The organism is Nonomuraea sp. NPDC003560 (assembly GCF_042878785.1).
Classification (GTDB): Bacteria; Actinomycetota; Actinomycetes; order Streptosporangiales; family Streptosporangiaceae; genus Nonomuraea.
Genome location: NZ_JBIAOF010000009.1, coordinates 253,999 through 267,674, shown reverse-complemented (window position 1 = coordinate 267,674; position 13,676 = coordinate 253,999). Strand labels below are relative to the sequence as shown.

Annotated in this window: 14 protein-coding genes; all 14 read right to left on the bottom strand. The window is 74.7% G+C overall.

Annotated elements, in window-relative coordinates; all coding sequences use genetic code 11:
* Window positions 1–57: 57 nt before the first annotated feature.
* Window positions 58–456, bottom strand: a complete 399-nt coding sequence (locus tag ACFYUV_RS32460) for a VOC family protein (RefSeq protein WP_358004655.1) — start codon at window positions 454–456, stop codon at window positions 58–60.
* On the bottom strand, window positions 453–1,070 hold the full coding sequence (locus ACFYUV_RS32455; protein WP_387675066.1) for an SRPBCC family protein: 618 nt from the start codon (window positions 1,068–1,070) through the stop codon (window positions 453–455). The genes ACFYUV_RS32460 and ACFYUV_RS32455 overlap by 4 nt, the downstream gene beginning before the upstream one ends.
* Window positions 1,057–1,395, bottom strand: coding sequence for a metalloregulator ArsR/SmtB family transcription factor (locus ACFYUV_RS32450; protein ID WP_352356418.1), 339 nt, complete (start codon window positions 1,393–1,395; stop codon window positions 1,057–1,059). Before ACFYUV_RS32450 ends, ACFYUV_RS32455 begins: the two co-directional genes overlap by 14 nt.
* A gap of 32 nt (window positions 1,396–1,427) precedes the next feature.
* A complete protein-coding gene (locus ACFYUV_RS32445) occupies window positions 1,428–3,467 on the bottom strand; it encodes a prolyl oligopeptidase family serine peptidase (protein ID WP_387675062.1) in 2,040 nt (679 codons plus the stop codon).
* 86 nt (window positions 3,468–3,553) lie between these two features.
* Window positions 3,554–5,812: an exo-alpha-sialidase gene (locus tag ACFYUV_RS32440; protein WP_387675059.1), complete on the bottom strand. Its 2,259-nt coding sequence runs from the start codon at window positions 5,810–5,812 to the stop codon at window positions 3,554–3,556.
* Between the two features lie 133 nt (window positions 5,813–5,945).
* Window positions 5,946–6,551: an energy-coupling factor transporter transmembrane component T family protein gene (locus ACFYUV_RS32435; protein ID WP_387675056.1), complete on the bottom strand. Its 606-nt coding sequence runs from the start codon at window positions 6,549–6,551 to the stop codon at window positions 5,946–5,948.
* On the bottom strand, window positions 6,548–7,222 hold the full coding sequence (locus tag ACFYUV_RS32430) for an energy-coupling factor ABC transporter ATP-binding protein (RefSeq protein WP_387675053.1): 675 nt from the start codon (window positions 7,220–7,222) through the stop codon (window positions 6,548–6,550). Before ACFYUV_RS32430 ends, ACFYUV_RS32435 begins: the two co-directional genes overlap by 4 nt.
* The gene (locus ACFYUV_RS32425) at window positions 7,219–8,343 is read right to left on the bottom strand and encodes a thiolase family protein (protein WP_387675050.1); all 1,125 of its coding nucleotides are present in this window, start codon (window positions 8,341–8,343) and stop codon (window positions 7,219–7,221) included. Before ACFYUV_RS32425 ends, ACFYUV_RS32430 begins: the two co-directional genes overlap by 4 nt.
* A 1-nt stretch (window position 8,344) precedes the next feature.
* Entirely contained in the window at window positions 8,345–9,685 is a 1,341-nt protein-coding gene (locus ACFYUV_RS32420; RefSeq protein WP_387675048.1) for a class I adenylate-forming enzyme family protein, read from the bottom strand.
* On the bottom strand, window positions 9,685–10,278 hold the full coding sequence (locus tag ACFYUV_RS32415) for a biotin transporter BioY (protein WP_387675045.1): 594 nt from the start codon (window positions 10,276–10,278) through the stop codon (window positions 9,685–9,687). Before ACFYUV_RS32415 ends, ACFYUV_RS32420 begins: the two co-directional genes overlap by 1 nt.
* A gap of 61 nt (window positions 10,279–10,339) precedes the next feature.
* The gene (locus ACFYUV_RS32410) at window positions 10,340–10,996 is read right to left on the bottom strand and encodes a DNA/RNA non-specific endonuclease (RefSeq protein WP_387675042.1); all 657 of its coding nucleotides are present in this window, start codon (window positions 10,994–10,996) and stop codon (window positions 10,340–10,342) included.
* A gap of 175 nt (window positions 10,997–11,171) precedes the next feature.
* Window positions 11,172–12,482: an alpha-amylase family protein gene (locus tag ACFYUV_RS32405; RefSeq protein ID WP_387675040.1), complete on the bottom strand. Its 1,311-nt coding sequence runs from the start codon at window positions 12,480–12,482 to the stop codon at window positions 11,172–11,174.
* A gap of 78 nt (window positions 12,483–12,560) precedes the next feature.
* Window positions 12,561–13,091, bottom strand: a complete 531-nt coding sequence (locus ACFYUV_RS32400; RefSeq protein WP_387675037.1) for a GNAT family N-acetyltransferase — start codon at window positions 13,089–13,091, stop codon at window positions 12,561–12,563.
* Between the two features lie 20 nt (window positions 13,092–13,111).
* Window positions 13,112–13,672: a helix-turn-helix domain-containing protein gene (locus ACFYUV_RS32395; protein ID WP_387675034.1), complete on the bottom strand. Its 561-nt coding sequence runs from the start codon at window positions 13,670–13,672 to the stop codon at window positions 13,112–13,114.
* Between the last annotated feature and the right edge of the window lie 4 nt (window positions 13,673–13,676).

The window sequence follows — 13,676 nt, the reverse complement described above, 5'->3', positions numbered from 1 at the left end:
CCTTCACGAGAGGGTGGGTAAACACTTACTCACCCTACTCGTCGTCCGGGGCGGCGCTCAGGCCAGGTTGAGCTGCCAGGAGACGCCGAACCGGTCGTTGACCCAGCCGAACCTGGTGCTGAAGCCGTACGAGCCGATCGGCATCAGCGGCTGGCCGCCCTCCGCCAGCGCCGCGTAGAGCCGGTCGATCTCCTCCTCGGTGTCGCACGCGACCCAGATCGACATCGAGGGGGTGAAGCCGAACGCGTGCCGCTCACTGCTGTCGATGCACATGTACTCCTGGCCGGCCAGGGTGAACGTGGCGTGCATGACGGTGCCCTCGGGCCCGGGCCCCTCCGGGCCGTAGTGGGAGACGGCCACCACCTTGGAGTCCTCGAACAGCGAGACGTAGAAGTTCATCGCCTCCTCGGCGTCGCGGTTCTGGAACATCAGGAACGTGGTGGTCTTCTGGCTCATGACTGGTCCTCCGTCGGTAGGTAGAAAGCGGTGGTGGCGGCGACCGCGGCGGCGGCGGCCTCGGGCGGCGCCCCGGCCTCCTCGAAGGCCGCGCCCCACGCCCGGCTGCTGGCCGTGATGTAGCGGCGGCCGTCGGCGGTCAGCTCGAAGCCGGCCTTGTCGGGCATCGGCAGCCCGGACAGATGCAGCCGGAGGCCCAGGAGCCCGAGGTCCCAGCCCACGCCGACCGCCCCGGGCCCGAACCGGCCCCACATCTCCGGCGGCACCTCGGCGGTGTGGCGCAGCTCGAACCGGGTGCCCCCGCCCTCGGCCGACAGGCGCACCTCGACCTCGGAGAAGCCGGGATCGGGCCCGAACAACCAGCTCACCCTGAGGTAGGAGGGCGGCTCGCAGGCCAGGATCTGCCCGCCCGCGTTGCCCTCCAGCTGGTACGTGCCCCCCAGCCGCAGGTCGCCGGAGACCGGCATGAACCAGCGGGCTATGCGCTCACCGTCGGTGCAGGCGTCCCAGACGTCCGCCACCTCCGCGTCGTAGTGGCGGGTCAGGGTCACGGACTTGCGCTCGCCGTCCGTGAGCTCGCGCCTGATCCGGGATATCTCGTCAAGGCTGTCCATCGTGCTTCTTTCTTCTGCCCCGCGCCAGCTCGGTGGCCAGCGCGTCGAGGCGCTGCTCCCAGAAGCCGCGGAAACGGTCGAGCCAGAGGTCGACCTCCCGCAGCGGCGCGGGCTCCACGGCGTAGAGCCGTCGCGTGCCCTCGGCCCGCACGCTGGCGAACCCGTTGTCGCGCAGCACCTTCAGATGCTGGGAGACCGCCGGCTGTGAGACGCCGAACTCTCGCTGGATGACTGCGGTGACCTCGCCGGAGCTCTGCTCGCCGCCGGCCAGCAGCTCCAGGATCCGGCGGCGGACCGGATCCCCGAGGACGTCGAACGCGTGCACGACCTCAGTGTTTCAGGTGCGACTTATATAAGTCAAACCTGGGATAGGTGATGGCGGATGAAGTCCAGCTCCAGCAGCAGCAGGTTCTCGGCCACGTCCTCCTGGGGGGCCATGTGCGTCACGCCGCTCAGCGGCAGCACCGTGTGCGGACGGCCCGCGGCCAGCAGCGCCGCCGACAGGCGCAGCGTGTGGGCGGCGAAGACGTTGTCGTCGGCCAGGCCGTGCACCAGCATCAGCGGACGGCTCAGGCCGGGCGCGTCGGCCAGCAGCGAGCAGCGGTCGTAGGCCTCGGGATGCTCGTCGGGATGGCCCAGGTAACGCTCCTGCCAATGGGTGTCGTACAGGCGGGGATCGGTCACCGGGGCGCCCGCGACGGCCACGTGGAAGACGTCGGGATGACGCAGCACCGCCGCCGCCGACAGGTAACCGCCGTAGGACCAGCCGCGGATCGCCACCCGGCCCAGGTCCAGGTCGGGATGGCGGGCGGCGGCGGCCTGCAGCGCGTCGGCCTGGTCCTCCAGCGCGGCGCTCAGCTTGTCGAACCGGACCGCGCGCTCCCAGGCCGGCCCCCGGCCCGGCGTGCCCCGCCCGTCGGTCACCAGCACGGCGAAACCCTGGTCGGCGAACCACTGCTCGATCGCGAAGCCGTCCAGGCCGCGCAGCACCCGCGCCGCCATCGGCCCGGCGTACGGCGACAACAACACCGGCAACCGCCCCGACCCCGGCACGTGCCCGGACGGGAACAGGATCGCCGTGCGCAGGTCGCGCTTGCCCAGCGACACCAGCTCCACCCGCGGCCGCAGCACCGGGACCGCGCCGTGGGAGGCGATCGTCCGGCCGCCCACGCTCACCCGCACCCCGTGCTCCTCCAGGGAGCGGCGCACCACGACCGTCGCCCCGCCCGCGCGCGTGCCGGTGTGGACGCCGGGCTCGGCGGTCACCCTGACCAGGCCCTCGGCCCTGGACCAGGTGCACAGGTGCCGTTCGGTGGGCTCCTCGCAGCACTGGAGGAGCACGGTGTCGCCGTCGACGGCCAGCACCGCCAGCACCTGCAGGCCGGGCGGGGTCACCACGTCCTGGCCGACCATCAGGCGGCGGGTGTCGTCGCGGTCGACCGTCCAGACCAGCTCGCCCGCGGCCGTGCGCGACGGCACGCCGGGCACCAGCTCCAGCCAGGCGTCGTCGGTGTCCTCGCGCACCGGCGTGGTCGCGCCCGTGGCCGGATCGACCTCCAGGACGCGGGTGGTGCGCTGGTCGCGGCTCTGCACCAGCACCAGCAGGCCCTGGCCGGTCCACGACACCGCCGCCACGTACTCGAAGGCCGCGCGGTCCCACACCACCCGGGTGCGCCGGCCCTCCAGCGTGACCAGCCACAACGACACGTCGGCGTTGGCCGTGCCGGCCGGCGGGTAGGCCATGGTCCGCGGCGGCCGGCCGGGCTCGGCCGGCTCGGCCAGGCACCACTTCTGCACCGCGGCGTTGTCCACCCGGGCGGCCAGCAGGCGGGTGCCGTCGGGCGCCCACCAGTAGCCGCGGTGACGGCCCATCGACTCGCCCGCCACGTGCTCGGGCAGCCCCCACGTCACGTCGGTGCCGTCGGGCACCAGCAGCGGCCGCTCCCCCACGTGCAGCGCGCCGCCGGAGACGAACGCGACGTGCTCGCCGGTGGGGTCCAGCCGCGGGTCGGAGCCGGTCAGGCCGAGCGCGGTCACCTCGCCGGTCAGCAGGTCGACGGTGTGCAGCGCGCCGTCGGCCGCGTAGACGGCCTTGGTGACGGCCACGTCGGTGGCGTAGGCGACGATGCCGGAGGCGTGCTCACGGGTGCGCTCCCGGCGGGCGCGCTCGGCCTCCGACAGCCGCGCGCCGGGCACGGGCGCGCCCGGCTCGGCCAGCAGGCGCTCCTCCCCCGTGGCCACGGTGAACGACCACAGCCGGTGCACCGGATCCTCGCCCGAGGACGACCGCAGGAAGATCACCCGCGCGCCGTCCGGGGAGATCGTGAAGTTCCGCGGGACGCCGTAGGTGAAGCGAGCCGTGCGGGCGTGCTGGCGGGGAAGCGTCAGGGGAGGCATGGCGCGATCATAGGCACGGCCCGTCGAGGCGGCGCAAGGCAGGCCACGGTGGCGGCGCGGGCACGCTCCCGCGCCGCCGCGCGAGGTCAGCGGTCCTCGAACCGCACGTCGTCGAACAGTGCCTCGTCGCCGGTCGGAGCGGTGCCCGCGCTGCTGAAGGCGTAGCCGTCCATCGAGGTGACGGCGGCCGTGCGGGGCAGCGTGGCGATCTGCCGGTCACCGGCGTACAGGATGGCGGAGGAGGTGGTGGCCTCCAGGCGGATCCTGGTCCAGCCCTCGCCGACCGTCCCGGCGGGGGCCAGGGCCGTCCACTTCTTGGTGGCGGCGTCGTAGCGGCTGACCGCGCCGGCCCTGCTGATGCTCAGGTGGTAGGCCGACGTCGTCCCGCTGGTCACCGTGAACAGGAAGGAGTTGGTCACGGTGACCGGCTTGTAGCGGAACTCCAGGGTCTTGCGCGCGCTCGCGGTCGTGGTGCGGGCGGCCTTGGCCATGAGGGTGGTGGACTTGTCGGACAGGGTCAGCGCGCGGTCGGCGCCCACCTCGTACGGCGACACCCACGCCGCCGACAGGCTCTGGTAGCCGCGCGGGCGCAGCCAGATCGGGTCGTTGTCGAAGGTGTCGGTCGTGGAGTGGAGCTCGACCTCGTTGAGCATCGCGCAGCTCGGGCCGATCTCGGCGTCGCAGTCCGGCGTGGCCTCGACGACGACCTTGACGTGCCGGCCGGTGGCGTTCACCGGCTGGTGGCGCAGCGCGTAGTCGGTGCGCCCGGTGACCGTGGCCACCGGGCGGCCCCAGTCGGCGCCGTCCTTGGAGACGTAGACGCTGGCCGAGGCCGGGTGTCCCGGGCGCAGGCTGAGGCCGATCCGGTTGAAGGTCTGCTCGCGGTCCAGGTGCAGGACGTACTCGCCGGGGCCCTGGGAGACGGCGCTGGACCAGTACGCGGTGCTGCCGTCGAAGGCGCCGTCGGGGCGCACCCGCGGCCGCCGGGCGTCGGCCCAGGTCATGTTCGTCTCGACGGTCAGCTCGCCGGCGCGCTGCTTGGCGGCCAGGTCGATCCGGCCCGCGCCGGGGGCCAGGACGTCCAGGTGGCGGCGCTTGACGGCGTACCAGCCGCCGTTCTCGAACCTGCCGCTCGCCGGGCAGGCGGTCTCGTTCAGCGTGCCGTCGGCCTTGACGCCGGGCAGCTTGCAGTTGTCGAAGAGCTGGACCAGCCGGTTGGCGCCGACGGCGGCCAGCGCCGTGTAACCGGACGAGCCGTGCGTGTCGTAGACGCCGTCGCGGTTGTGGTAGGTCACGCGCTGCTGCGTCCAGGAGTCGCCGCGGCCGTCGGGGGAGATCGCCAGCCAGTCGTCCGGACGGCCGGCGCTGAGCACCAGCACGCCGTTGGGCATGAGCAGCAGGCGCGGGGCCACGCCGCGCACCGTGCAGCTCTGGCCGGACAGCTGCAGGTCGCGCACCGCCGACCAGGTGCGGCCCTCGTCGGTCGAACGGCTCCAGGCCAGCGTGGAGTAGGTGCCGCCGTCCTTGCGCATGACCGCCAGCAGGCTGCCGTCGGAGGTCTGCTCGACGGCCGTCTCGTTGTACGTCGCCTCGCCGGCCGGGCGGGCGATGACGCCGCGGCGGGCGAAGGTCCGGCCGCCGTCGGCGCTGGCGTACAGCTCGGCCTGGTTCTTCCCGCCGGTGGCGGTGTAGCGGGCGTAGACGGTCACCAGGACGGTCCCGTCGGCCAGCTGGATCGGCACGCCGTGCGCCACGCCGCCGCCGACCAGCTCGTCCGGGCTGGTGAAGGTGGCCTTGGCGGTGTCCCAGGTCTGGCCGAGGTCGGTGGAGGTGTGCACGTCCAGCTCGTTGGTGTGGGCGTCGACCTTCGACAGGTAGTAGGCGGTGCCGAACAGGCGGCCGTCGTGCAACTGCACCGGCGCCTCGCGCAGCGGCGTGCCGCGCGCCGGGCCGAAGGTCAGGCCGCCGTCGTCGGAGACGGCCATGCCGCTGGTCTGGGCCATGACCGCGTCCACGTTGGTGGACCAGGTGGCGATCAGCTTCTGGCCGGGCGTGCCGTCGGGCCTGACCACGTCGATCGCGGTGAGGTTGGGGAAGCCGGCGTAGTCGCGGCGCTGGGCCGCCGTCGGCTCCTTGGCCGCCGGGCGCGGGCTGGGGTAGACCCAGTCCACGAAGGCGTCGCTGCCCGATCCGGCCAGGTAGCCCTCACGCGGCCCCGACTCCTGGGCGGTGAGGGCGGGCGTGTCGGGAATCGAGCAGTACGCGGCCGCGTGCGCCGTCCCCTGCAGGACGACGGGAAGGGGGGCCAGCAGGCAGGCGGCGAGCAGCGCTCTGGTGGGCAGCACGGGGGAAGGACTCCTTGCGCAACGAACGATCGACGTCCGTTTTGTCGTTTATTTACGCAAGAAGGCTATATTTGACCAAAAGTGGAGGTGTAAGTTGTAACTGCCTTATGTCCGCTTTGTGATGAAGTGGGGGTCAGTCGTCGAGCCCGCGGGCCGACAGCGCCTCGCCCAGCGCGTCCGCGTGCCGCAGAGCGCCCACCACCATCGGCACCGCGAAGGCCCGCATGCTGCGCTCGACCCCCCGCGCCCGCTGCGCCTCCCGGATCCGCGCCGCCAGCGAGGCCACCACCGGCACGCTGCGCACGGTGAGCGAGAGCAGCAACGACAGCCGGAACGGGTCCAGCCCCACGAACCTGACCGGCGACAGGACGCGCTCCAGCGCCGCCAGCATGTCGGCCGTCCGCGTGGTGAGCGTCACCAGCCCCGCCAGCGCCACGGCCAGCACCACCCGCAACGTCGAGGACACCGCCGCGTCCAGGTCCGCGAACACCAGTTGCAGCACGAACAGCATCACCGCGAACCAGCGCACCGGCCGCACCTGCGCCCACGCCGCCCGCCCCCCGACCCGCGCCGACGCGTACAGCGCCGCCGCCACGACCGCCGCCCCCGCCAGCGCCACCGGCGGCCGCACCAGCACCAGCGCCGTGCACGACACCGCCAGCCCCGCCAGCTTGACCCCGGGCGGCAGCCGGTGCAGCCACGAGCCGCCCGGCACGTACGCCCCGGTGAGCCCGTTCACGCCATCAGCTCGGTGTAGTGGCCGATCGCCTCGGCCGGCGTGCCGTCGGCGACCACCCGGCCCTCGTCCAGCACCAGCACCCGGTCGAACCCGGCCAGCAGCGGCAGGTCGTGCGTCACCGCCACCACCTGCTGCGGCATCTCCCGCAACAACGCGGCCACCTGCCGCGAATGGCGCAGGTCGAGCAGCGTCGTGGGCTCGTCCATGACCAGGATGTCGGGTTCGAGCACCATGACCGCGCACAGCGCCAGCAACTGCTTCTGGCCGCCGGACAGGTGGTGGGCGGGATGGTCGGCGTGCCCGTCCAGGCCGTGCCGGGCCAGCACGTCGTGCACCCGGCGCTCGACCTCCTCGCGCGGCAGGCCCTTGCGGCGCAGGGAGAAGGCGACGTCCTCGGCCACGGTCGGCATGACGATCTGCGCGTCGGGGTCGGTGAACAGGAACCCCACCCGCCGCCTGATCCGCGCGGCCTGCCGGCGGGTGTCCAGGCCGAGCACGGTGACCTCGCCCGAGGTGGGCACCGCCAGACCGTTGATCAGCCGGGCCAGCGTGCTCTTGCCCGAGCCGTTCGCGCCGACCACGCCCACCCGGCGCTCGGTCAGGCTCGCGGTGACGCCGCGCAGCACGTCGCGGGTGCCCAGCCGGACGTGCACGTCGGCGAACTCGATCACGCGACCACCTCGAACAGCGCGGCCACGCCCAGCCCGCCGCCCACCGCCGCGGCCGCCAGCCCCAGCGTGCCCGCGGGCGCCCCGGCCCGTACCAGCCTGGAGAAGAGCCTGGTCACCACCACCGCGCCGGTCGCGCCCCACGGATGGCCGAGCGCCAGCGCGCCGCCGCCGGCGCACACCCGGTCGCGGTCGGCCTCCAGCGGGTCGAGGCCGAGCGCGTCGGTGACGGCCAGCACCTGCGCCGCGAACGCCTCCACGATCTCCACCGCGGCCACCCGTCCCATGTCCACCCCCGCACGTGCCAGCACCCGGCGGACCGCGGGCACCGGCCCCCATCCGGGCAGCGCCGGATCGCACCCGACGACGGACCCGGCCAACAGCCGCAACCCCGGCAGGCCGGCCCGCTCGGGCGCCAGTGCCACGGCGGCCGCGCCGTCGCTGACCGGGGAGGAATTACCGGCGGTCACTGTACCGCCCGGCACGAACGCCGCGGGCAACCGGGCCAGCGACGCCGCCCGCAGCGCCCTGGGACGCTGGTCCTCCGACCGGCCGCCGACCGGCACGATCTCCTGGTCGAAGGCGCCCGCCGCGCGGGCGGCCAGCGCCTTGGCGTGGCTGAGGCGGGCGTAGTCGTCCTGGCGGGCGCGGCTGATGCCGTACGCGCCGGCCAGGGCCTCGGCGGCCGGGCCCATGTCGGGGTCGGGATGGCCCTCGGGGGCGAAGGGCGCCCGGTCGTAGGGACGGTCCGCGCCCCGCGGCGTGCGCAGCGGCGCGGTCGAGGCGCTCTCGGCTCCCCCGGCGATCACCAGGTCCATCTCCCCCGCGGTTACCGCCTGCCCGGCCACCAGGATCGCGGCCAGCCCGCTGCCGCACTGCCGGTCGACGGTCAGGCCGGGCACGCCGTGGCCGAGCCCGGCGGCCAGCGCCGAGACCCGGGCCACGTTCCCGCCGGGGCCCATGCAGTTGCCGAGCACCACGTCGTCCACCGGCCGGCCGGCCTCGGCGGCCACCGCCTCGATGACGGGGGCGGCCAGCCGGTCGACGGTCACGTCCTTGAAGGCGTGCCCGGCCGTGCCGATCGGCGTACGGCGGGCCGCGACGACGACGGGTCGTCCGCCCACCTCAGACCAGCCTCCGGAGCTCGGGGTCGCCGCCGGCCAGCCGGTCGGCCACCAGGCCGCGGGCCGGCTTGCCCGACCCGGTGCGCGGCAGGGCGGGGACGGCGAACCAGCGGCGGGGTCGCTGCGCCACGTCCAGCCCGCTGCGCGCGACGGCCTCCAGCAGCGCGCGCGGCGGCGGCGAGGCGCCCTCGACCACCGCGGTGACCACCGAGCCGAGCGACGGGTGCGGCGACCCGATCACCACGATGTCCCCCACCCCCGGCACGTTCCGCAGCACCGCCTCGACGTCCTCGGGCACGACGGTCGCGCCGCCGGTCTGGATCGCGCCGTCGCCGCGCCCGCGCACCCGCAGCACCTGCCCGGCCCGGTACGGCTCGGCCAGGTCGCCGACCGTCATCCAGCCCGCGCCGTCGCGGCGCAGCGGACCTCTCGCGCCGCCCAGATAGCCGTCGGCCAGCCACGGCGAGCGCGCCCACACCTCGCCCAGCGTGCGCCCCGGCTCGGCCCTGACCTCGATCTCGACCTCAGGAAAGGCCCGCAGCCCGTCCCCGTCGGGGTCGAAGGCCACGAACGACAGCTCGGTCGCGCCGTAGTAGGACATCACCCGCACCCCCGCCCGCTGGGCCAGGTTCCGGGCCTGCCCGCTCAGCGCCGCGCCGCCGACGACGGCCGTCCGCAGGCGGGGCGCCTGCTCCAGCACCTCGGGCAGCCGGTGGGGCACCAGGTGGATCGCGGTCGCCGCGCGCAGCGACGCCGCCGTGGGCCGCCCGCCCGGCACGACGGCGGTCGCGCCGACGGCCAGCGTGTGCACGGCGGCGAAGGCGTACAGGGAGGAGACCAGCGGGCCGGGCACCAGGACGACGTCGGCCGGGCCGATGCCGGTCAGCTCGGTCAGGTGCGGGAAGGACCGCGTCCAGGACGCGCGGGTGCGCGCGACCGCGCGCGGCCGGCCCGTGCTGCCGGAGGTGAAGCACGCCCACGCCCGGTCGCCGGGACGGGGCTCGGGCACGAGGGGCGCGCCCGGCGCGGACGGCAGCGGCTCCTCGACCCGCAGGTCGGCGCCGGCCGCCCCGGCCACCCGCGCCCACCGCTCCGCGCTCCACGCCGGGTCGCCCACCAGCGGCGTCACCCCCGCCAGATCGGCCGCCAGCACCGCGATCAGCAGCTCGACCGGGTCATGAAGGGCGATGGCGGCCAGCTCGCCGCGCCCGCGAAGATGCCGCGCGCCGCCCTGGACGCGTCGGGCCAGCTCGCCGTAGGTCAGCGAGCCGCCCGGGCCGCGCAGCGCGACCCGGGACGGGCCGTCGGCGGCGTGCCGCAGGACGTGCTCGGCGACCGGCATCAGCGCACCCGTTCGCGGTGGACGGCCGGCACGGCGTCGGGATAGGCACGCTGCGTGCCCCTGGCCACCAGCGCGGCCACCACCGCCTTGAGCGCGTCGCCCGGCAGGAACACCGCGCTGAGGGCCAGCGCCTTGGCCAGCGGCAGCCCGGTGACCAGCGCCTGCACCGGGACGCCGATCAGGTAGACCACCCCGATCCCGCCCACCGCGCACGCCACCAGCAGCCGCAGGACGCTCGGCGTCCGGCCCGCCCGCTCCACCAGCAGCCCGGTGACCGCGGCCCCCGGGACCCAGCCGAGCAGGAACCCGGCGGAGGCGGCGGTGAACACGCCGAGCCCGCCGCGCCCGCCCGCCAGCAGCGGCAGCCCGGCCGCGACCAGCACCAGCAGCACGACCACCGCCAGCGCCCCCCGCCGGCTGCCGAGGATGGCCCCGGCCAGCATGACGCCGAGCGTCTGGAGAGTGATCGGCACCGCGTTGCCGAGAACGTTGACCGCCCCCGGCGCGCCCAGCACCGCGATCAGCGCGGCGAACACCGCGATCCTGGCCAGGTCACCGGTGGGGAACCGCCGCCGTCTTCCTGCGTTCGTCATGAGGACGATCCCACACCAGATCGGGTCGATCCCGCATGCAGGGTTCCCACAACACCGGCGGCTACGCCTTGTCAGAGGCGCTCATGCAGTGCGCCGTCCGGAACGCGTTGGTGATCTTCGTGTGCCAGGAGTCCAGCTCGCGGGCCGACAGGGTGGCGTTCGGGAAGGTCACCGTGACCCGCCGGGACACCCCGGAGATCGTCGCCGCCATGGAGACGTGGATGCGGTCGGGGATCACCGTCGTGCCGTCGGGATAGTGCACCTCGACGCGGTAGTCGGCCACCGCTCCGCCCTTGGCCTCCAGGCAGGCGCGGGCGCCGTTCTCGACGCGGAGCATCAGGCCCTGGTTGATCTGCCTGCCACGCATGGGGACCAGGTTGTAGCGCAGGCTGGCGCCGGAGAAGGAGGAGGCGATGAGATGGCCGCCCTGCCAGTCGCCGCTGCCGCCCCAGTTGCCGACGGTGGCCTCGCACCCGCTGCGCGCGGCCGCCTTCCTGGCCAATCGGGGGGCCAGGGCCCGGGCGGGCCGTCCGGCGCCGTCGGTGGTGTAGGTGCGGGAACCGTCCTTGTAGGTGTGGTTCTTGGCCAGGTGCCGGATGCAGGCGGCGGCGTCGGTGCCGGTGCTGGGGCCGGTGGTGGCGCCGGCCGCCTGGGCGGGGGCCGTCAGGGTGGCGGCCGCCAGCGCGGCGGCGCACAGGACAGGGGGGAGCCGGGTCATGGGCATGAGAAGGCAGTCCTCTCGCGGGGGACGCACGACGGGCCCGCGTCGGCGGGTTGCTCCGCCCTGTCGGCGAGCGCGTCGGCTTTGTCGCGATGGTGATGCCCCGACGACGTTGTAGCGGAACGTTGCCAGAACGCTACTGTTCGTAGTGATTACAGGTAGGTCGCCCTGTTCAGGGTTCGACGACGGCCCAGCCGTGCGGGGGCAGGGTCAGCAGCGAGCCGTCCAGGACGCCGTCGCCGGCGGCCAGGCTCCCGGAGAAGGGCAGCGTGACCTGCGACGGCTCGTCGGCGGTGCTCAGCGCCACGGCCAGCGCGTGGCCGCCGGAGCGGCTCTCGTAGGCGTAGAGCTGGTTGGACAGGACCAGGTCGGTGGTGTGGGCGCGGGACAGCCACCGGTGGCGGCGGCGCACCGCGACGAGCCGCTTGTGCAGGTCGAGGACCGGCAGGCCGGCCGGTGGCATCTCCAGCGGGGAGGCGGGGAAGGCCGGGCGCACGGCGTCGTCGCCGCCCTCGCGCTCCTCCTTGACGCCGCGCAGGGCGTACTCGTCGCCGGCGTACAACGAGGGCGTGCCGGCGACCGTCATCAGCACGGCCAGGGCGTGCGGCAGATGGCGCTCGTCGGCCAGGCGGCTGGCCAGGCGGGTGACGTCGTGGTTGCCGACGAACGTCATCGGCGCGAAGGACTCCGCGAACGCGGTGTGGCGCTTGAGCGCCCAGGCCAGCTCGAAGGCGTTGCGGTCGTTGAGCGAGCTCCAGATCGCCTTCCACAGCTCGTACTGGGTGACCGCGTCCACGCCGGTCTCGGCCACGAACGCGGCGTAGTCGCCGTGGATGACCTCCCCCACCACGTACGCCTCGGGCCGCCCGCGGCGCACCTGAGGCAGCACCCGCGCCCAGAACTCCGGCGGCACGGCGTAGGCGGCGTCCAGCCGCCAGCCGTCGGCGCCGCGGTCGAGCCAGTGCGCCATCACCGCCGCGACGTGCTCGGCGACGGCCGGCTCCGCGTGGTCGAGCGCGACCAGCGACTGGTGCCCCTCGAAGTCGTCGTGCGCCGGAGCGCCGCCGCCGGCCGGCCAGCGCAGCCGGAACCAGCGCGCGGCCGACGAGCCCGGCCCCTCGCGCAGGGCCTGCTGGAAGCGCGGGAAACCCTGGCCCACGTGGTTGAAGACGCCGTCGAGGAGCACCCGCAGCCCGCGTTCGTGGGCGGCCGACACCAGCGCGTCGAAGTCGCCGTCGTCGCCCAGGCGCGGATCGACGCGGAAGTGGTCGAGGGTGTCGTAGCCGTGGGTCTCGGCGGCGAAGATGGGGCCGAGCTGCAGCCCGTCGGCGCCCAGCGCGGCGGCGTGGTCGAGCCACGGCGTCAGGCCCGCGAGCCGGTGGGTGACCCGCGGCACGGCGGCCCGCTCGGCGGCCCGCTCGGCGCCCAGGAAGCCCAGCGGGTAGACGTGCCAGAAGATCGCCTGCTCTGCCCAGGACGGCACGTCAACCCCCCGATGAAGATCCGACGCTCATTCTAGGCGGGGCCCCGCCGGGAGCCGCCCGCCGGGGCCCCGACGGGCTCACGCGCCGGCCGTGAGGCGCTTGTAGAAGAAGCTGCAGTCGAGCAGCGTGCCGTCGGGGGCGCCGGCGTAGCCGGGCACGACGCCGTAGCGGGTCCAGCCGCCGGTGCGGTAGACGTGCTCGGCGGCGCTGCCGGTCTCGGTGTCGAGCACCAGCAGGCCGGCCCCGGCCGCGACGGCGCCGTCCTCGGCGGCGGCCAGCAGCAGGCGGGACAGGCCGCGCCCGCGCGCCTTGCGGTGCACCAGGAGCTTGACCAGCTCGGCCCGGTGCCGCGAGTTGGGCTTGCGGGCAAGGACCAGGCTGACCGTGCCGGCCAGGAAGCCGTCGGCGTCGCGGCAGGCCCACACCGCCATGCCGCCCTCGGCCACCGCCGTCGCCTGTTCCCGCCACCAGGCCGCGGCCTCCTCCGGGCCGAACGGCTTGAGGAAGCCGACCGAGGCGCCGCCGTCGACGGCGTCGGCCAGCAGCACGGCCAGCTCCTCGACGCTGCCGGCGAACTCCTGCGCGGACATGCGGGTGACGGTGTGCACGAGAGGGCTCCTTCGGGTGCTCACGGCAGGACGACGACCAGGGCGTAACGGACCGGCGAAGGCCCCGGGCAGCGGAAACGCGACCGCCCCCACAGGCGGAACCGCAGACAGTCGCCCGCCTCCAGCCGATGGACGAGACCGTCGGCGGTGATCTCCACGACGCCCTCCAGCACCCAGACGTGCTGTTCGAGCCCGGGAACCGGCGGCTCGTCGTAGGCGATGTCCGCGCCCGGCCGCAGCCGCCCTTCGACGACCTCGCCGCGCAGCCCGGGGTGCGGCGGCGAGACGGAACGTCGCTCGAAGCCCGAGCTCTCGTCCCGCCACACCGCCTGGGACGCCGCCCGCACCACCTGCGCGGGCTCCGGCTCCACCTCGGCCAGCAGGCGCGACATCGTGCGCCCGTAGACCGCGCAGAGCTTGTTGAGCAGGGCGGCGGTGGGGCTGATCTCGCCGCGCTCCAGCCGGGACAACGTCGAACGGCTGATCCCGGCGCGCCCGGCCAAGTCGTCGAGCGACCAGTCGCGCTCGACCCGCAGCTCGGCGAGCCGCCCGGCCAGCCGCTCGTCCAGATTCTGTCCCATATTC